This window comes from Gordonia mangrovi, assembly GCF_024734075.1.
Taxonomy (GTDB): domain Bacteria; phylum Actinomycetota; class Actinomycetes; order Mycobacteriales; family Mycobacteriaceae; genus Gordonia; species Gordonia mangrovi.
On the sequence record NZ_CP102850.1, the window covers coordinates 3,832,286 to 3,850,380 of the forward strand.

Below are 18,095 nucleotides of genomic sequence, written 5' to 3' on the forward strand. Positions count from 1 at the left end.
CGGACGATCTATGAGAGCACGCAGGCGCGGTGGTGCTCCGTTCGGGGTGCTGGGCGGCTCTCGTGCGCTACCGACCGAGTGATCTGTCGCACAAGCGGTGGGTGCACTGACAAAGCCCATACGCGGCAGGTTTAGAGTCCGATATGGCCCGCACAACACCCCTGCGGTGTTACATCCTTCTGCGGACAAATCTACGAGATGGTGAGCTGAATGGATCTCTTCGAATACCAGGCGAAGGAACTTTTCGCCAAGCACGAGGTGCCCACCTCGGCCGGCCGCGTTACCGACACGGTCGCCGGGGCACGTGAGATTGCCGAGGAAATCGGCAAACCTGTGATGGTAAAAGCCCAGGTCAAGGTCGGCGGCCGCGGTAAGGCCGGCGGCGTGAAGTACTCCGCCGACGTCGACGCCGCGGTGGCCAACGCCGAGGCCATTCTGGGCCTCGACATCAAGGGGCATGTTGTCAAGAAGCTGCTGGTCGCAGAGGCGAGTGACATCGCCGAGGAGTACTACATCTCCTTCCTGCTCGACCGCACCAACCGCACCTACCTGGCCATGTGCTCGGTCGAGGGTGGCGTCGAGATCGAGGTCACCGCCGAGGAGAACCCCGACGCTCTCGCCAAGATCCCCGTCGACGCCGTCAAGGGCGTCGACCTCGCATTCGCGCGCAGCATCGCCGAGGCCGGCAAGCTGCCTGCCGAGGTGCTCGACGCCGCGGCTGTCACCATCCAGAAGCTCTGGGAGGTGTTCATCAACGAAGACGCTCTGCTCGTAGAGGTCAACCCGCTGGTCCGCACCCCCGACGATCAGATCCTCGCCCTCGACGGCAAGGTCAGCCTCGACGCCAACGCCGATTTCCGTCAGCCCGGTCACGAGGCGTTCGAGGACAAAGAGGCCACCGACCCGCTGGAGCTCAAGGCCAAGGAGAACGACCTCAACTACGTCAAGCTCGACGGACAGGTCGGCATCATCGGCAACGGTGCGGGTCTGGTCATGTCGACCCTCGACGTCGTCGCCTACGCGGGCGAAGCGCACCAGGGTGTCAAGCCGGCCAACTTCCTCGACATCGGCGGCGGCGCGTCGGCCGAGGTGATGGCCGCAGGCCTGGATGTCATCCTGGGTGACGAGCAGGTCAAGAGCGTGTTCGTCAACGTCTTCGGTGGCATCACCTCCTGCGATGCGGTCGCCAACGGCATCGTCGGCGCGCTGAACAAACTCGGGGACGAGGCGAACAAGCCTCTGGTCGTCCGCCTCGACGGCAACAAGGTCGAGGAGGGCCGCAAGATCCTGGCCGACGCGAACCATCCGCTGGTGACGCTGGCCGAGACCATGGACAGCGGCGCCGACAAGGCCGCCGAACTGGCGAGCAAGTAGGAGCAGCAGAATGTCCATCTTTCTGAACAAGAGCAACAAGGTCATCGTCCAGGGCATCACCGGTGGTGAGGGCACCAAGCACACCGCCCTGATGCTGAAAGCCGGCACCAACATCGTCGGCGGTGTCAACGCCCGCAAGGCCGGCACCACCGTCAGCCATGACGGTGGCGTGGAGCTGCCGGTGTTCGGTTCGGTGTCGGAGGCCATGACGGAGACCGGCGCCGACACCTCGATCGCCTTCGTGCCGCCGAAGTTCGCCAAGGACGCCATCATCGAGGCCATCGACGCGGAGATCCCGCTTCTCGTGGTCATCACCGAGGGAATCCCGGTACAGGACAGCGCGTACGCCTGGGCCTACAACCAGTCCAAGGGCAACAAGACGCGCATCATCGGCCCCAACTGCCCGGGCATCATCACCCCCGGCGAGTCGCTGGTCGGCATCACGCCGAACAACATCACCGGCACCGGTCCGATCGGCCTGGTGTCGAAGTCGGGCACGCTGACCTACCAGATGATGTACGAGCTGCGTGACATCGGATTCTCCACCGCGATCGGAATCGGTGGCGACCCGGTCATCGGCACCACGCACATCGACGCGATCGAGGCCTTCGAGAAGGACCCCGACACCAAGGTCATCGTGATGATCGGCGAGATCGGTGGTGACGCCGAGGAGCGTGCCGCCGACTACATCAAGGCCAACGTGTCCAAGCCGGTCGTCGGCTACGTCGCCGGTTTCACCGCGCCGGAGGGCAAGACGATGGGCCACGCCGGCGCCATCGTGTCGGGCAGCTCGGGCACGGCGCAGGCCAAGAAGGAGGCCCTCGAGGCCGCCGGCGTCAAGGTCGGCAAGACGCCGAGCGAGACCGCCAAGCTGGCCCGGGAGCTCTACCAGAGCCTCTGACCCGCACCTCGCACCGAAGGCAGCCGTCGTTCCCGCCACGGGAACGACGGCTGCGTCGTTGTTGCCGTGTTTCGACCTGTGCACGACTACGATTCATCCGTGGGTCGAGACAATGAGGTGCCGCGGGAGGCCATTCTGACGGTGGGCGCGATCGCCGTCGGCGCCCGCGCGGTGGTCGTGTCGGCGCGGGCATCGCGATCCGCCGCACGATTCGCGCTCGGCCTTCCGGTCGTCGGATCGTTGGGTCGTCGGGGATTGGTGCGGTTGGAGACCGAGGGTGAGCGTGTGCTGGCACTGGCGCCGGAAGTGGTCGACCGCGGCAAATCTCTCGTGGCCATCGTGGTCTCGGCGATCGTCGAGGAACTGGATCTCACGCGGTTGGTGCGCGACAACGTGGATTTGAACGAGGTCGCTGCCGGCCTCGATATCGAGGCGATTCTGGATCGGGTCGACCTCGACGCGGTGATCCGCGATCGGGTCGATCTCAACGGTGCCGTGGCCCTGGTCGACCTCGACGAGATCGCTCGCGCCATCGACATCGACGCCATCGCAGCCCGGATCGACATCGAGGCCATCCTCGGTCGCGTAGACATGATCGGTCTGGCCAATGACATCATCGACGGCGTGGACCTCACCGACATCATCCGGGAGGCCAGCACGTCGGTCACCGCCGACGTGATGACCGATGTCCGCAGCAGTGGCGAACGAGCCGATGATGCGGTCGCCAACATCGTGAGCCGGGTCCTTCGTCGGCGCGCCAACGGGACCGCCGAACAGCCTGACGCGGCGGCCCTCGATGACTGACGCGAGGGACGCAGATGCCCATCGGGTTTCCGACGCGCAAGGGCCGGCGCACCATGTTGTGCACGACACCGACAAGACGGCGGGGATCGTCAGCCGTGGCATCGCCGCCTTCATCGATCTGGCCACCGTCTGGGCGCTGCTGGGCAGCGCCTACATCGGGTTCGCCGTCGCGATGCTGGTTGTCAACGCCTCCTCGTTCTCCTTCCCCAACCCGGGCCCACTGTTCACCGCGGCCGGCCTGATCGTGGCGTCGATCGGCTACAACACGCTGTGCTGGGCGATCTCGGGTCGCACTCTGGGCTGTGTCGTGATGGGACTGCGGGTGCGCGGTCGGAAACGAGATGTCATGCGCCCCAGCATCGCCCTGATCCGCGCGGTCTTCTACACATTCTTCCCCATCGGCCTGGCCTGGGCCGCCGTCGACCTCAGACGACGGTCCATCCAAGACGTGATCCTGGGAACGCGCGTCATCTACTCACGCTGATCCGCCGGGTTAGTTTCGACGCGTTCAGGCCTCGGCCGCGGATTTCAGTGATGCCAAACCCTTTTCGAAGTCCTTGCCGAGCATCTTGTCGAAGATGCCCAGCGGTGCGGCGACGCGGGAGAACAACGAGTGCGGGCCGGTCATCGTCCAGGTCACCTCGGTCTGCGCGCCGCGTGGTGCGAGGGTGAAGACGCTGGTGCTGGTCGACTTCATCGGCTTCTCGAAGGCCACCTGCACGGCGACACGGGTGGGTTCGGTGACGTCGATGATCTGCATCGTGCCCTTACCGGCCTTGCGGTTTCCCGACCACGCGTACTTGGCGCCGACACCAGAATCCGCGCCCGAGTAGTCCCGGTTCAGGTCGGGATCGATGTCCTCCCAGGGTGACCATCGCCGCCATTCGTGCAGATCGACGATGAGTGGATAGATCTGCTCCGCAGCCGCTGCGATTGTCGCGGACCGGGTCACCTCGTAGTCGCCCATGGTCGGGTTCTCCTTTTCCCGTGAATGGTGTGCATGCAGTATGACCGACCGCAACCGGGTCACTCATCGGATGACTGAGTCCCACTACGCTGGCATCGTGACGGACCGGCGGCATCTCGACGCGCATAAGGTGATCGACCTGGTGGTCGACCGCGGCACCTGGGAGTCCTGGGGTGAGCCGAGCGATCGTCGTTCGGCTTCGCCCGCGTATCGCAGCGCCCTGGAGCGTGCGCGCGAGCGGACCGGCGTCGACGAGTCGGTGCTGACCGGACGTGGTTCGATCGGCGGCGTCGCCGTGGCCTTGGTGGTCAGCGAATTCGGCTTCCTCGGCGGGTCGATCGGCGAGGTCGCCGGTGGCCGGGTTGTCCGGGCGATCGAACGCGCCACCTCAGAACGCCTTCCGGTGCTCGCGTTGCCCGCATCCGGCGGCACCCGGATGCAGGAGGGTACCCCCGCATTCCTGGAGATGGTCGCGATCACCGGCGCGGTGCTCGCACACAAGGCGGCAGGCCTCACCTACCTGGTCTACCTGCGAGATCCGACGACCGGCGGTGTGTTCGCCTCCTGGGGATCGCTCGGCCATGTCACCTGGGCGCAGCCGTCGGCGCTCATCGGTTTTCTCGGTCCGCGGGTGTACGCGGGCCTGCATGGCGAGGCCTTTCCGGACGGTGTGCAGACCGCGGAGAATCTGCACCGTCGCGGATTGATCGACGCCGTCTTCCCCATCGAGCAACTCGCGGCGCGGATCTCGGACGTGCTGGGGGTGCTCGCCGACAGCGCCGACAGCGCCGACAGCGCCGACAGCGCCGACGGCGCCGACACATCCGGGGCCGGGCACGATGCCGAGCCGGTGAGCGACGCCTGGCACGCGGTGGTCACCAGCCGGTCGTCGGACCGTCCCGCCGTGTACGACGTCCTCGGTCGGACCGACGTCGCCATCCTGCGTGGTGATGGACCGATCTGCTTGGCGCTGTGCCGTTTCGGGACGCACGTCACCGTCGTCATCGGTCACGATCGCGCCCGTCAGGGGGCCGGAGAACTGATCACGCCCACCGACCTGCGATCGGTGCGGCGGGCGTTCGCCTTCGCCGCCGACCTGCGATTGCCGGTGGTGACCTTCATCGACACCCCGGGTGCCGAGCTCTCGGTGGCGGCCGAGGAGGGCGGTCTCGCAGGCGAGATCGCGCAGTGCACGGCCGAACTGATCCGGCTTCCCGTGCCGACGGTCTCGGTCCTGCTGGGACAGGGAGCCGGTGGCGCGGCACTGGCGTTGTTCCCGGCGGACTGGCGGATCGCCGCGGCCGACGCGTGGCTGTCGCCTCTCCCCCCGGAAGGTGCGAGCGTCATCGTGCATCACGACACCGACCATGCTGCCGCGCTGGCCGACGCACAGCGCATCGCGGCCGCAGCCCTGGTCGCGGACGGGACGGTCGACCGCGTGGTCGATCTCACCGCCACCGACGGACCCGCTCGATTGCGGGCGGTGATCGGCGAAGCGTTGGACGCCAGATCGCGCCCGTCGATGCGACGTCGGACCCGGACACCGGGCGGTGACCGATGACCCGCCGCATCGTCGGCGTCGGCGCGATCGTGTGGGACGACGCCGACCGGTTGCTGTTGGTGCAACGCGCCCATCCGCCGCAGGCAGGGCGCTGGACCGTGCCCGGCGGCAAGGTCGAGGCGGGAGAGTCCCTGGAGGCTGCGGTGGCCCGCGAAGTCCTGGAGGAGACCGGTCTGCACGTTGAGGTCGGGGAGAAGGCGTGGGTGGTCGACATACCCGCCGACGCTGTTGTCTTCGAGGTCCACGACTTCGTCGCCGAGGTGCGATCGGGGACGCTACGGGCGGGCGACGACGCCGCTGACGCGCGGTGGGTGCCGGTACCGGAACTCGGCGACCTCCCGTTGACCCACGGACTGCTTGCGCACCTGTCCCGATACGGCCTGATGCGCTGACGTGAGAGTCAGGAGTCGGGGACTGCTGCTCACTCCGACACGTATCGTTGCGTCCCGAGCCGCTGTGAGCCGTCGCCGCCCACGCCGTGTGCGGCCAGCATCTCCACCAGATCCTCGATGACCTGATCTCGGCTGACCGCGACGTCGCCGTTGAGCCAGGCCGCGATCGCCTGCCCGGCACCGCCGACGAGGAAGTGCGCGAGCAGCGGCGCCTGGCCGTGCTCGTCGAGTTGATACTCGCTGCGCAGATACTTGCTGAACACCTCGACGAAGGTCGCGGTCGACTCGAACCGTTTGCGAACGAGCGTGGCATTGAGCTGGTGGGGACTGAACAACAGCTGCCCGATTCGCTGGTCGTCGGCGATGGCCTCCACGACGCCGACGACACCGGCGCGGGCCGGATCGGGACCCTTCTGGGCGAACGCTGCCTTCGCGGCTTCGAGCAGTGTCGCGATACTCCAGTCGTAGACAGCGGCCGCGAACTCATCCTTGTCGGCGAAGCTCTCGTAGAAGTAGCGCTGCGCCAAGTGCGCCCGACCGCAGATCGTCCGCAACGTCAGTGATTCGGGCCCCTGGGGGTTTCCGAGGATCTCCAAGCCGGCATGCAGCAGTCGCTCTTTGCGCATCGCGACGCGCTTCTCGCTGTCCACCCCGTTGTAGGGCCTGTTCGGTAGATCACTCATGGCCCGTCAAGTTTGACAGACGAGGGTCACGAGGCAGTACTCTTGCCTGACTGAATACGGACGTATTCAGAAGCGCACACATTCAGAAGCAGACGTATCCAGAAGTTGAACGAGTCTCGACGTCGCGGCATCCGGTTTCCAGCGAGGTAACTCCTCGCCTCAGAGAAGGGCGCGCCAGCTGTGAGTCTGGTAACTGAAACGACGACTCCCACAATCGATTCGACCGCTGCGCATCTCGGCTCCGCCAGGGCGATGCTCGGCCGGGTCTTCGGCGGCATGGTGGAGGTCCGAAGTCGGGGATCTCGGCTCTGGACCGACACGGGCGAGGAGTACCTCAACTGCGGTGGATACGGGGTTTTTCTCCTCGGTGCCTGCCATCCCGTGGTTGTCGACGCGGTGAGTCGTCAGCTGCACCGACATCCCGTCGCGTCGAAGGTGCTGCTGGAATCCACGGTGGCCGAAGCGGCGGCGCGCCTCGCATCGGTCACCCCCGCCGGGTTGACCAAGGTCTATTTCGCCGGATCGGGTACCGAAGCTACCGAGGCTGCCCTGAAAATGGCTGTTGCGCAGGGAAAATCGCGATTCATTTCGATGGTCGGGGGATATCATGGCAAGACGATCGGTTCGCTGAGCGTCACCGGCAACGAGACATACCAGGGGCCGTTTCGAACGGTTCTGCCCGCGAGTCGCCTGGTGACCTACGGCGATGTGGGCGCGTTGCGGGACGCGCTGGCCCTTGCGGGCGACGCGTCGTGTGTGATCCTCGAGCCGATTCAGGGTGAGGCAGGGGCCATCGTGCCTCCATCTGGATATCTGCGGGGAGTCGCGGCGGCGTGCCGTGAATTCGGAGCGCTGCTCATCGTCGACGAGATCATGACCGGACTCGGCCGGACGGGTTCCTGGTGGGCCTCGGAGGCCGAGGGGGTGGTGCCCGACATCCTGCTGACGGGTAAGAGCCTTGGCGGTGGCGTGGTGCCGGCCTCGGCGGCGGTGACGACCGCGGAGATCTTCGCGCCGTTCGACGCCGACTTCTGTCTGCACACCTCGACGTTCTCCGGATCGCCGATGGCGATGGCGGCAGTATCCGCCGCTCTCGACGTGATCGAGGCGCAAGACCTGCCGGGGAGGGCCCAGGAACTCGGGCAGCGCCTGTTGCCCGCGGTCCGCGAGATCTGCGAGCGAGAGTGCCCCGGACTCGTGGCCGAGGTCCGCGGGCGCGGTCTGTTGATCGGCATCGAACTGACGCGGCCGGACGTCGCGGCGGAGATGCTCGGTGCGCTGATCGAGCAGCGGGTGCTCGTCAATCACTCGCTCAATTCGTCGACGGTGCTGCGGCTCACTCCGCCGGCGATCTTCTCGGCGGGCGACGAGGAATGGCTGCTTCGCTCGCTGGCCAATGCCTGCCGTGCTGTCCGAGACGCATGTGCCGCCGACGTGGAAGGGAACTCATGACCACCGTTCTGATCACCGGGGCGTCCGGTGTGTTGGGAACCGCCGTGCGCGAGCGGCTCGACGGCCCGGGGGTCATCGCGCTGGCCCATCGCCGGGCCGTGGAGGGCGTCGATTCGGTCACCGCGGACCTACGGCGGCCTCACCTCGGTCTGGCGCAGGCAGCGTGGGACGACCTGGCTGATCGGGTGGACGTCATCGTGCACTGCGCGGCCAACGTCGACTTCACGGCCGGCATCGACACCGTCGAGGAACTCAACGTCCGCGGCGTCGTGAACATCACCGAGTTCGCCAGGCGTGCAGAGGCCAGGGTGATCCATGTCAGCACGGCCTACGTCGATCGAGAGGCCCAGGCCGACATCACCGGCGGATATGCCACCATGCATCCCTCGCGTTATCTCGCCAGCAAGCGCCGCGGAGAGAAGATCGTGCAGCGCAGCGGAGTTCGCCATGTCATCGTCCGGCCGTCGGTCATCACCGGCCACTCGGTGACCGGGCAGATCAGTGAGTACCAGGGATTTCACAGCCTGACGAAGTCGGTTCTGACCCAGGGAATCCCGATGGCGATCGTGGACGCGGACGCCCGGGGCGATCTGGTGGCATGCGACGTCGTGGCCGACGCCATCGCAGCCCTCATCGACCATCCTGATGCCGAGGGAATCTTTTGGGCCACCGCCGGATCCGCCGCACTGCGAGCCGAGCGCGTGCTCGAGCTCATCGTCGACACCGCCGTCGAGTGCGGAGTCGACGTGAGCCCGATCCGCCGCGTGGACATGGACTTCTTCGACCGTCTGTTGCGACCGGCCTTCTTCGCCGATCTCGACGATCGCTCGAAGACGAAGGTGGCCAATCTGTTGGCGACCGTATCCTCGCTCTTCCCGGTGGACGAGTTCCCGACGTCGCTGGGAACGCTGCCCGACGGTCCACCGGCGATGACCACCGCCGATGCCGAGGACTTGCTGCGTACGTCCGTGCGCTATGTCGCACAGCAGCAACGCCGGTCACCGCTGGCAGTTCGATAGACCATCTCGCGTACGCCCACCCACGAGAACAGGAAATGACATGACCTCTCTCGCACGCCCGGTCGTCACCGAAAGCCATCCGCTCGACGGCTGCGACGCCGACGCCGCCTTCGCGCGGCTCTGCGACTTCGAAACCCTGGCCGGGCTGGTCGACGACGTCGAGCGCATCGAGATCACCCCGGTCGGCCCGGGCGAGCAGATCAGCTCGTGGGGGGTGATCTTTCGTCGAGGTGTGATGCAGTGGCGCGAACGTGACGTCATCGATCACGATGCCCGCACGATCTCGTTCTCGCTGATAGACGGCGATCTCGCGTACCTCGAAGGCCACTGGAGCGTCGAGAAACACGAGGCCGGATGCGTGATCACGTTCCGATCTGAGTTCGACTTCGGGATTCCGTCGATGGCCGCCATGCTCAACCCCCTCGCGGAACGGGAACTGCGACGGAACAACCGAGCGATCATCGCCGCGGTCGCCCACCCCACGACGCCGGTGCCGTCATGATGCCGCAGTCGGCGCTCTATCGCGCGCTGGTCGATGGGATGTCGCGGCATCCCCACGCAGAGGTCCATCATCTCGATCAGGTCGTCTCATTCGGCGCCCTACTCACCGATTCCGACCGCAAGCGCAGGGACTTTCGCCGTGTCGTCGAGCCACAGTCGCGGGTGCTGGTCACACTCCGCAATCATCCGGGCTACATCTCGACGCTGCTTGCATTGCTCGCCGACGGCCACTTCCCGATTCTGGCCGATCCGGCGCTCGGCGGCGGCGAGATCCGTCGTCTCATCGACGCCTGCGGAATCCGCCATCACGTCACCGCGACACCGACATCCGACAGCCTGGCCATCGATGACGTATCGGGGATCGCGCCCACCGGATTCGACGGCGTCGCGCCGGAACTCGCATCCGACTCGGTGCTCGGACGGCTGACCTCGGGTTCGACGCGCCTGCCGGCGTGCATCGAGTTCTCGGCGGATGCCGTCATCTCCGCGGCAACCACCTGGACCGCGGGAAGTGGCCTCACCGACGCCGACCGGACGCTGCTCGCAGCGGGTTTCGCGAACGGCCTCGCGTTCAACACCACGCTCATCCCGAGCCTGCTGACCGGCGCGGACATGGTTCTGATGGCTGGACTGCCGCGTGGTGGCACCGTCCTGCGGGAAACGCGACGGTTGCGTCCGACGGTGCTCACGGCCTTTCCCGCCCTGTACGACGCTCTCGCGCAGTTCGACATCGGGTCCATCGATGCCGAGGCCGCAGCGGCGATGCGGGGCCTTCGGCTGCGGCTGTCGTCGGCTGCACCGATGAACCCGGACAGCGCGCGTGCGCTGGCCGAGATGTCGGGACACGTGAATGACTACTACGGCATCGCCGAGACCGGACCGGTCACGTTCAACCCGGGCAGTACATACGGTTCGCAGGGACGGCCGTTGGCCGGTGTGACAATCGATTTCGACGACCAGACCGCAGCGCATCCGGGCCGAATGCGGGTGCGTACCCCGTCGATGGGCACCCGCTACCTCAACTATCCGGGTGAATTCGAGAAGCGGGTGAGCGCGTCCGGGGCGTATCTCACCTCGGACCGAGGCGAATTCGTCGATGGTGAACTACGACTGCACGGCCGGGTGGAGGAGCTGCTCAATGTCGGCGGAAACAAGTTCACCCCCGAATCCGTGGCAGCGCCCATCATGGATTTCGGCGGTGTGATCGATTGTCGTGTTGTCCAATTCGCCGGAACCGGGGACCGCAAGCTGCTCGGCGCGGTGGTGCAATCCGAGACCGGTTGTGACGAGCACGCACTGCGCGGACATCTCCGAAACCATCTGGCCGCCTTCAAGGTGCCGGAACTGATCGTCACCGTCGATCGTCTGCCGACGGGCCAGACCGGCAAGGTGCCGTCCGCGGCGGTGGAAGAACTTCTGCAGAACGCCCTGATGTCGAGGAGTGATGGACGTGAATGACACCATGCGCGATGAGCTGCTCGCCGATGTGGCGGTGATGGTGGAAGCGGCGACCGATGGGGTGATCACCGAGTCGTCTGCGCGCGCCATGCCGGGCACCTTCGCCGACGAAGGGATGAGTTCGCTGGCCTTTCTGCGCCTCATCGACGCCATCGAGATCAAGTTCGGCATCGAGTTGGGACTCGACGACCGCGGACTGGATCCCTACGATTCGGTCGAGCACATCGTCGATCAGCTCGTCCACATCGGTGCCGTGGTGTGAGTGGATCAGGTCGATGATGCGTAGTCGCGACCACACGATCCGGGTCGCCCTGATCGGGGCCGACGGACGCTTCGGGACCGCCATCCGCGCGGCGGCCCGGACAGCGCCCGATGTGGAACTGCTCGCGATCACGCGGGAGTCGTGGCCGGGGGGCGCGACACCCGACGTGATCATCGATGTCTCCGCACCTGACGTGCTCGACGCCACCGTGGAACTCAGTGCTGCGACCGGTGCAGCGGTGCTGTACGGGGTGTCGAATCCGGGTCCTGCGCGCACGCAGAGGCTGACCGAGCTCGGCAGCCGGGTCGCCGTCTGTCGCGCGACGAACCTGAATCCGCTGGCGCACGTGATGCTGCAATCGGTGCAGATGCTCGCGCGGGTCGCCGCCACCCTGCCGGAGCGGGGCCACACCGTGGTGTCCGAGCGGCACCCGGTCTCAAAGACTGATGCGCCGTCTGGCACCGCACGGCAAATGGCCGACGCGTTCGATTGGCCCGTGTCCACCCATGTCGAGCGTGCCGGGGGACCGGTATGCGACCACGGGGTCGAGTACGCCGTCGACGGCAACCGCATCCAGATCACCCACGCGGTGGCGGACCTCGGACTCTCCGCACGATCCGCAATCACCACGGCGGTCTGGCTCGCGCGGCAGCAGCCGGGCTTCTACACAGTGTCGGACGCCTTCTCCGCGATGAATTCGGCTGTCGCCGAGCCAGCGCCAGCGCCAGGGCCCGAGTCCGAGTTCTGGATCGGCGGTCGACGGTGAGCGGCGCCATGGGTCTGCTTGACCGCGTACACGCCGGCCTCGCCGGAGTGGAGGGCATCGATGCGGCCGAACAAGCCGGCGACCATCCGACGAAGGTGTTCCGCGAGCTACTGAGCTACGGGATTGCCGATCTGATGATCGACAAGGGCAACGGTTCCGGTGGAGCGCGGATATTCTGCGACGCCATCTCGACGATCGCCCGCACGTGGCTGTCGCTGGCTGAATCCGTACATCTGCAGTCGTTGGTGGCGGCCACCGTGGCAGCGGGTGCCGGACCGTCGGTCGGCGCCGATGTGCTCGACGATCTGCGATCCGGGCGCAAGATCGGTGCCAACTGCATCAGCGAGCCCACCGCGGGCTCCGACATGGGTGCAATCGCCCTGTGCGCAGAGCGAACCGAGGACGGCTACGTCCTCAACGGGACGAAGACCTGGGTCGGGCATGCCCCCATCGCGGACCTGCTCGTCGTCTACGCCCGGACCCGGGGCACCGGACTCACCGGCATCACCTGCTTTCTGATCGATGCCGACACCCCCGGAGTCGAGGTGGGACAGGTGCTGGACAAGCACGCCGCGGCGGCGCTGCCGTCGGCCGACATCGACTTCCGGGATGTTGCGGTGCCGACCGAGCGGTTGCTGTCCCGACCGGATCGCGGCGCTCGCCTCGCCGAGGTCATGCTGGTTCAAGGGCGACTGGGACTGGCTGCCGCGGCGGTGGGGCTTGCCGATGCCGCGGCCGCCCATGCCGTCCGTTACGCGAAGTCCCGAGTTCAGTTCGGGGTGCCGGTGATTCGGCACCAAGGCGTGGGCTTTCAGCTCGCCGACATGGCCACACAGATCGATGCCGCTCGCGCTCTGGTGCGCTCGGCGGCAGACGATTACGCGGCCGGTGCGCCGACGGCAGTGCAGTCGGCTGCCAAGGCGAAGCTGTTCGCCACCGACACCGCGGCGGCCGTCACCAGCAGCGCGGTCCAGGTGTTCGGGGCGGAGGCCTACCGGGCGGGCGTCCCAGCCGAGCGGCATATGCGTGAGGCCAAACTCTTGCAGATCCTGCAGGGGACCAATCACATTCAGCGGCTGGTCATTGCCGAGCGGCTGTGAGCATCAGTTCGTACACATCGTTGGAGGGATGAGATGTCGGTGGCAACCGCAGGGATCGGTCAGTCCCTGGTGACACAAGCATGTATCGGCGCGCGGGCGCTGTCGGAGGGTGGGCACGACGATTTCAACCAGGGCCAGGTGTCCTGTCGCGTTCCGGGTGCCGCAGAGTTCGCGATCAAGAACGCCATGGTGGGTTTCGACGAGGTCACACCCGCGGAGTTCGTCGAAGCCCAGGTCGATGCGACTGCACGACCACACCGGCTGGCGCCACCGGAGTTGCCGCTCCATCAGGCGATCTATGCGGCGCGGCCCGACGTCGGTGGCATTGTGCACAGTCACGCGCCGGACGGCCTGGTGTTCGGCGCATTGGACGAACCGATCGTGGCGCTGAGTCACGAGGGCGCCTTGCTGTCCGGGCAGGTGTCGCATTTCACCGACACCAGCAATACGGTCCTCACCATCGAGGTCGCCGACCGCATCGCCGAATCGTTGGGTGACGGCGTCGGGGTTTTCCTGGTGAATCACGGCAGCGTGGTGGTCGGCAAGAGCGTGCGGCATGCCGTGGTCCATGCGCTGATGCTCGAGCGTGCGTGTCGGCTCCAACTCACGGCGCTGTCGACCCGCCTTCCCTTCAGTGTGTCGTCGTCGAGTGATGTGGACGCCAAACGTAATTACATCTTCGCGGATCTTTCGGTGAAGTCCTACTGGAATCATCTGCGGCGCAGCGTCAGCCGTCGAAGCCCGGAGGTTCAGACGTGGACACCGTGACACCTCCGGAATCCGGTGGGCACACGATCAATTGGGATGACCTGGTTGCGTTGCCCCCGTACTCGTCGAGCCGTTCGGCCCCGATCGTGGGTGCGCTTGACCGGGCCATCGCCGAGATCGATGCTGCGGTGGGTCGCAACGGTGACACGGCGCGGCGTTTCGTTCCTTCGGCCGGTGCGTTGTATCCCTATGACGTCGTGATCACCGACCCCGAGTTCTGTTCGGCGGCCGTGCTCGATCCGGTGACCCGCAAGCTGCGCGTACCCGAGAACACCCCCCTGCCGACCGACGTAGATCACTACGGCTGGATGGTGATCGGTCGGCCCTGGCTGTCAATGCGCAAGTACGGACGCCGTGGCTACCTGTACCACCTGCTCGACATCGGGCATGCGCTGGTCAATCTGGGTATGCGATCGGGGCGAGATCCATTGAGCGCGAGACTGCGTGAGCGATCGGTCGGACTCTCCGAGCAACTCGGCGGCGTGCCGCGCGCGATCGGGGTGATCGCCCCATCGGCGTCTGGCGCGGCGTCGGGATGGGTCCTCGACATCGCCGACCCGGCGGCACCGCGGACTCGCAACGAGTTCGAACAGACCGCCGTGGCCATAGCGCCGGACCAGTCCCCGGAACCGCTCGACCTCGCTGGGATGAGATTCGATGACACCTGGCCCGCGGTGTCGCCGCGGCGCAAGTCGGCTCCGCGGTTCGGCGCACCCGGTTCGGTTGCCGAAGCCGAAGGTTGCTTGGATGCGGCGATCGCCTCGGGGCGGGAGAACCTCATGCGGCTGAACATCGCCGCACCCCATCTCACGATGGTTGGACGTGCGGAACTCGATCGGTACCTGCCACAGGATGAGTTGAGTGTCGCGCTGGCCGGCCAGCGGCATCTCTGCGGGCCGGACGCGGTGGTGGTGATGAGCGCAGAACAGCCGCATCAGAACTGTGTCGACCCGGACCGGCAACGCATGCTGTTGGCGGCAGGCGTCATTGGTCAGAGCATCTACCTGGAGGCGACCGCGCGACGGTTGGGTGTGACCGGCATCGGCGGGATCGACCCGCGCGCGTGGCGACCATTGCTGCCACCCGGGCATGTGGCGTTCTACGTGGTTGCTGTCGGCGCTGACATCGCCGCAGCGACGGAGGCCAAACTCGATGCACTGACAGCCGAGGGGCACCTTCGGAATCGGGAGTTGACGGGAAGCGGGGTACGGCGGTGACCGACGTGCTGAGTGATCGGCCGAGTGCATTGCAGACGAATGTCGCGGAATCGCGACGGGCGGAGGCCGCGCAGGTACTCGCCGATGCGTTCGCCGACGACAAGCTGTGGGCCAAAGTTCGTCCGTTCGACGCCGATCGCGCGGAACGGGCGCTGTACCAGTACTTCCGCGGCGAGGTGGAGATCTGCGCTCGTGCCGGTGGCTTCGTCCATGCCGCTTACGGCTCCGGTGGAAAGATCACCGGTGTGCTGCTGGCCTACCCGCCCGGGCGCTCACCCTTCCCGTGGTTCTCGGTGTTCCTGAGACTCAAGGCGATGTTCCTCATCGGTGTGCTGACCTCGTTGCGGATGGTCGCGATGCTCAGCAAGGCGAAGTCGCATCAGCTCAAAGAGCCACACCTGTACTGCTGGTACGTCGGATCGTCAGCGTTGGGCGGCGGCGGTCTGCTGTTCAAGCGTGCCATGGCGTACGCCCGTGAGCACCGCATCCCCTGCTACGGCGAAGCAAAAGGGGAGGGCGTCGCCGAGATGTGCGAGGTGCTGGGGTGGACCCTGGGACCCGACGTCGAACTCACCGACGGAGTTGCCATCACCCCGTTGACCTGGAGACCCCCGAGTGGCGCCGGCCCAGTCGGAGACCCACCACCGCAACCGAAGACAGGTCGCGTCACCGGAGTGTCGATCCGGCACCCGAAGCTGGTACTGGGCACCGTGGGCGTGCTGGCGTTGCTCTGCGCTCTCCTCGGTGGACTGGTTCAGGATCGCCTGTCCGCGGGCGGATTCGTGAATCCCTCATCGGAATCGTCGCGGGTGGCGAACATCCTCGCCGAGGACTACGACATCGGTGGCATGCAGCTGATCCTCACCGTGTCGGCGCCGGATGTGCGGTCCGGTGACGCCGCGGCACGCGCCGATGCGATCGAGCAGACGTTACGCGACGATCCGGCGGTGCGGGCCGTGGTGTCGCCATGGTCCGACCCCGGTAGCGCTGCCTCACTTTTCAGCGATGACGGCGAGCTCGGGGTGATCGTCGCGGCGATGGCCGGCGACGATGCCACGGCCCCCGCCGCCGCGCGAGCCATCGCCGACGATCTCACCGGCGAGTTCGGCGACGTCACGGTCGGTGCCACCGGACAGGCGGTGGTATTTCACGACGTGAATGCACAAGCAGCCGAGGATCTCACGCGGGCAGAGATGTTCGCACTCCCTATTGCCTTCCTTCTTCTTGTGCTCTTCCTGCGCAGCCTGGTGGGTGCCGCGATACCCGTTGTCATCGGTGGTATCGGGATCGTGATGACCAGTGCGGTGCTGTACCTGTTCACGTTGATCACCGACGTCTCGGTCTTCGCACTCAACATCGCCACCGCCCTCGGCCTGGCTTTGGCCATCGACTATTCGTTGCTGATCATCAGCCGCTACCGGGAAGAGTTGGGGCGAGGGCATGATCAGACCGGGGCCATCGCGGTCGCGTGCGCTCGCGCGGGACGAGCGGTGCGCTTTTCCGGTATCACCGTGGCCCTTGTCCTGGTGGGCACCCTGGTGTTCCCGATGCCGTTCCTTCGTTCGGTGGCGTACGCGGGCATCGCCGTGGTGATTCTCTCCGTTGTGCTGGCGACGGTGTGTGTGCCGGCGGCACTGACGTTGCTGGGAACCAGGATCAACAAGCGTGTGCCTGCGGATCCTCCGCCAGTGGAGTCCAGCCGGTTGTTCCGACTGGCACGGTCGGTGCAGGCCCGCCCCTGGACATTCGGACTGCCGGTGCTGGCGTTGCTGCTCGCGCTGGGTGCGCCGGCGCTCGGACTCAACGTGAGTCTGCCCGACGACCGGGTGCTGCCCGCGAGCGCACAGGCACATGTCGGAGGTGACCAGGTGCGCGACCACTTGAGTACGGATCCGACCGGCGCGGTGGATATCGTCCTTGTGGACGCCGACGGTGCCTCGACAGAGGCGGTCGACGGGTATGCGCGGGAGTTGTCGACAGCCGACGCCGTCACCGGGGTGGTGACACCCAGCGCGGCATTCGTCGACGGGACACGGGTCGGACCGGGGAACGCCGCGGCCGCGCAGGACGGTGCCGTACACCTACGCGTCAACACCACCGTGGACCCCTATTCGTCACAGGCGCGTGCACAACTCGATGCGTTGCGCGCAGTCCCCGCACCCGGTGACGTCCTGTTCGGCGGGCTCGCGCAGCAGACCCGGGACACCAAACGCGCGATCATGGACGGCTTCCCGCTCGCCGCGGTGTGGATCGCGGCGAGTATGTTCGTCCTGATCATGTTGCTGACGGGCAGCGTGATACTCCCGCTCAAAGCCCTTGTGCTCAACACGTTGTCACTACTGGCATCCTTCGGTGCAGTCGTGTGGATCTTCCAGGACGGACACCTCGGCGGGCTCGGCACCACGGTGACCGGCTACACCGTGGCGACCGTGCCGGTCCTGCTGTTCTGCTTCGCCTTCGGGATCTCCATGGACTACGAAGTGTTCCTGTTGGCGCGATTCCGGGAAGAATGGGACAGCTCCGCCAAGACGGCCGCGGACAACGATCGTGCGGTGGCGGTGGGTATCGCACGTTCGGGTCGGGTGATCACCGCCGCGGCGCTGATCATGGCGGTGGTGTTCGCCGGGATGATCACCAGCGAGGTCTCCCTGATGCGGATCTTCGGCGTGGTGCTCACCGTTGCGGTCCTCGTCGATGCGACTCTGCTCCGGATGGTTCTGGTACCGGCGTTCATGCGGATCGCCGGGGTCTGGAACTGGTGGGCTCCCGGATTCCTGAGGCCGGTCCTCGAGCGGGCTCAGCTGCGGGAGTAGTCGGGTCGGCGGAGGCCTGCGGGCTTGCCAGGACGCGCGGCCGGGCGGGAAGGTGTG

At 66.4% G+C, this 18,095-nt stretch carries 18 protein-coding genes; 16 read left to right on the forward strand and 2 right to left on the reverse strand.

Annotated features, from left to right (window positions below):
* Positions 1-210: 210 nt before the first annotated feature.
* The 4 genes from sucC (at position 211) to NWF22_RS17430 (ending at position 3,563) form a co-directional block, all read left to right on the forward strand.
* On the forward strand, positions 211-1,374 hold the full coding sequence (gene sucC, locus NWF22_RS17415; RefSeq protein WP_160902960.1) for an ADP-forming succinate--CoA ligase subunit beta: 1,164 nt from the start codon (positions 211-213) through the stop codon (positions 1,372-1,374).
* A gap of 10 nt (positions 1,375-1,384) precedes the next feature.
* Positions 1,385-2,275, forward strand: a complete 891-nt coding sequence (gene sucD, locus NWF22_RS17420; RefSeq protein ID WP_160902961.1) for a succinate--CoA ligase subunit alpha — start codon at positions 1,385-1,387, stop codon at positions 2,273-2,275.
* Positions 2,276-2,374: 99 nt separating this feature from the next.
* Positions 2,375-3,079 (forward strand): hypothetical protein, encoded by a 705-nt coding sequence (locus NWF22_RS17425; protein ID WP_160902962.1) that lies wholly within the window; start codon positions 2,375-2,377, stop codon positions 3,077-3,079.
* Positions 3,072-3,563: an RDD family protein gene (locus NWF22_RS17430; RefSeq protein ID WP_160902963.1), complete on the forward strand. Its 492-nt coding sequence runs from the start codon at positions 3,072-3,074 to the stop codon at positions 3,561-3,563. The genes NWF22_RS17425 and NWF22_RS17430 overlap by 8 nt, the downstream gene beginning before the upstream one ends.
* A 24-nt stretch (positions 3,564-3,587) precedes the next feature.
* Here the strand turns inward: NWF22_RS17430 and NWF22_RS17435 are convergent, their stop codons facing one another.
* Positions 3,588-4,046, reverse strand: coding sequence for an SRPBCC family protein (locus tag NWF22_RS17435; protein WP_160902964.1), 459 nt, complete (start codon positions 4,044-4,046; stop codon positions 3,588-3,590).
* Positions 4,047-4,143: 97 nt separating this feature from the next.
* Between NWF22_RS17435 and NWF22_RS17440 the strand changes: the two genes are divergently transcribed.
* Both NWF22_RS17440 and NWF22_RS17445 read left to right on the forward strand, forming a co-directional pair.
* On the forward strand, positions 4,144-5,607 hold the full coding sequence (locus NWF22_RS17440; RefSeq protein WP_373691932.1) for a carboxyl transferase domain-containing protein: 1,464 nt from the start codon (positions 4,144-4,146) through the stop codon (positions 5,605-5,607).
* Positions 5,604-5,999: an NUDIX hydrolase gene (locus NWF22_RS17445; RefSeq protein ID WP_160902966.1), complete on the forward strand. Its 396-nt coding sequence runs from the start codon at positions 5,604-5,606 to the stop codon at positions 5,997-5,999. Before NWF22_RS17440 ends, NWF22_RS17445 begins: the two co-directional genes overlap by 4 nt.
* A gap of 29 nt (positions 6,000-6,028) precedes the next feature.
* Here NWF22_RS17445 and NWF22_RS17450 read toward each other — a convergent pair whose 3' ends face one another.
* Positions 6,029-6,682 (reverse strand): TetR/AcrR family transcriptional regulator, encoded by a 654-nt coding sequence (locus NWF22_RS17450; RefSeq protein WP_202398758.1) that lies wholly within the window; start codon positions 6,680-6,682, stop codon positions 6,029-6,031.
* Positions 6,683-6,862: 180 nt separating this feature from the next.
* Between NWF22_RS17450 and NWF22_RS17455 the strand changes: the two genes are divergently transcribed.
* Genes NWF22_RS17455 through NWF22_RS17500 form a run of 10 tightly spaced genes read left to right on the forward strand, consistent with a single transcriptional unit; the run spans position 6,863 to position 18,038 of the window.
* On the forward strand, positions 6,863-8,134 hold the full coding sequence (locus NWF22_RS17455; protein ID WP_325064868.1) for an aspartate aminotransferase family protein: 1,272 nt from the start codon (positions 6,863-6,865) through the stop codon (positions 8,132-8,134).
* The gene (locus tag NWF22_RS17460) at positions 8,131-9,153 is read left to right on the forward strand and encodes an SDR family oxidoreductase (protein ID WP_160902967.1); all 1,023 of its coding nucleotides are present in this window, start codon (positions 8,131-8,133) and stop codon (positions 9,151-9,153) included. Before NWF22_RS17455 ends, NWF22_RS17460 begins: the two co-directional genes overlap by 4 nt.
* A 40-nt stretch (positions 9,154-9,193) precedes the next feature.
* The gene (locus NWF22_RS17465; protein ID WP_160902968.1) at positions 9,194-9,655 is read left to right on the forward strand and encodes a type II toxin-antitoxin system RatA family toxin; all 462 of its coding nucleotides are present in this window, start codon (positions 9,194-9,196) and stop codon (positions 9,653-9,655) included.
* A complete protein-coding gene (locus NWF22_RS17470) occupies positions 9,652-11,112 on the forward strand; it encodes a class I adenylate-forming enzyme family protein (RefSeq protein WP_160902969.1) in 1,461 nt (486 codons plus the stop codon). Before NWF22_RS17465 ends, NWF22_RS17470 begins: the two co-directional genes overlap by 4 nt.
* On the forward strand, positions 11,105-11,374 hold the full coding sequence (locus NWF22_RS17475) for a phosphopantetheine-binding protein (RefSeq protein ID WP_202398759.1): 270 nt from the start codon (positions 11,105-11,107) through the stop codon (positions 11,372-11,374). Before NWF22_RS17470 ends, NWF22_RS17475 begins: the two co-directional genes overlap by 8 nt.
* A gap of 13 nt (positions 11,375-11,387) precedes the next feature.
* Positions 11,388-12,140 carry a dihydrodipicolinate reductase C-terminal domain-containing protein gene (locus tag NWF22_RS17480; protein ID WP_160902971.1) on the forward strand — a complete coding sequence of 251 codons (753 nt, stop codon included), beginning with the start codon at positions 11,388-11,390 and terminating at the stop codon, positions 12,138-12,140.
* 8 nt (positions 12,141-12,148) lie between these two features.
* Positions 12,149-13,240 (forward strand): acyl-CoA dehydrogenase family protein, encoded by a 1,092-nt coding sequence (locus NWF22_RS17485; RefSeq protein WP_160902972.1) that lies wholly within the window; start codon positions 12,149-12,151, stop codon positions 13,238-13,240.
* A 39-nt stretch (positions 13,241-13,279) separates the two neighbouring features.
* Positions 13,280-14,008, forward strand: coding sequence for a class II aldolase/adducin family protein (locus NWF22_RS17490; RefSeq protein WP_202398760.1), 729 nt, complete (start codon positions 13,280-13,282; stop codon positions 14,006-14,008).
* Positions 13,996-15,225: a nitroreductase family protein gene (locus NWF22_RS17495; RefSeq protein WP_160902974.1), complete on the forward strand. Its 1,230-nt coding sequence runs from the start codon at positions 13,996-13,998 to the stop codon at positions 15,223-15,225. The genes NWF22_RS17490 and NWF22_RS17495 overlap by 13 nt, the downstream gene beginning before the upstream one ends.
* Positions 15,222-18,038, forward strand: coding sequence for an MMPL family transporter (locus tag NWF22_RS17500; RefSeq protein WP_160902975.1), 2,817 nt, complete (start codon positions 15,222-15,224; stop codon positions 18,036-18,038). Before NWF22_RS17495 ends, NWF22_RS17500 begins: the two co-directional genes overlap by 4 nt.
* The last annotated feature ends 57 nt before the right edge of the window (positions 18,039-18,095 follow it).

Coding starts and splice junctions, on each gene's coding strand:
- sucC (WP_160902960.1), top strand. CDS start 211: ATGGATCTCTTCGAATACCAGGCGAAGGAACTTTTCGCCAAGCACGAG.
- sucD (WP_160902961.1), top strand. CDS start 1,385: ATGTCCATCTTTCTGAACAAGAGCAACAAGGTCATCGTCCAGGGCATC.
- NWF22_RS17430 (WP_160902963.1), top strand. CDS start 3,072: ATGACTGACGCGAGGGACGCAGATGCCCATCGGGTTTCCGACGCGCAA.
- NWF22_RS17435 (WP_160902964.1), bottom strand. CDS start 4,046: ATGGGCGACTACGAGGTGACCCGGTCCGCGACAATCGCAGCGGCTGCG.
- NWF22_RS17445 (WP_160902966.1), top strand. CDS start 5,604: ATGACCCGCCGCATCGTCGGCGTCGGCGCGATCGTGTGGGACGACGCC.
- NWF22_RS17450 (WP_202398758.1), bottom strand. CDS start 6,682: ATGAGTGATCTACCGAACAGGCCCTACAACGGGGTGGACAGCGAGAAG.
- NWF22_RS17460 (WP_160902967.1), top strand. CDS start 8,131: ATGACCACCGTTCTGATCACCGGGGCGTCCGGTGTGTTGGGAACCGCC.
- NWF22_RS17465 (WP_160902968.1), top strand. CDS start 9,194: ATGACCTCTCTCGCACGCCCGGTCGTCACCGAAAGCCATCCGCTCGAC.
- NWF22_RS17470 (WP_160902969.1), top strand. CDS start 9,652: ATGATGCCGCAGTCGGCGCTCTATCGCGCGCTGGTCGATGGGATGTCG.
- NWF22_RS17480 (WP_160902971.1), top strand. CDS start 11,388: ATGATGCGTAGTCGCGACCACACGATCCGGGTCGCCCTGATCGGGGCC.
- NWF22_RS17485 (WP_160902972.1), top strand. CDS start 12,149: ATGGGTCTGCTTGACCGCGTACACGCCGGCCTCGCCGGAGTGGAGGGC.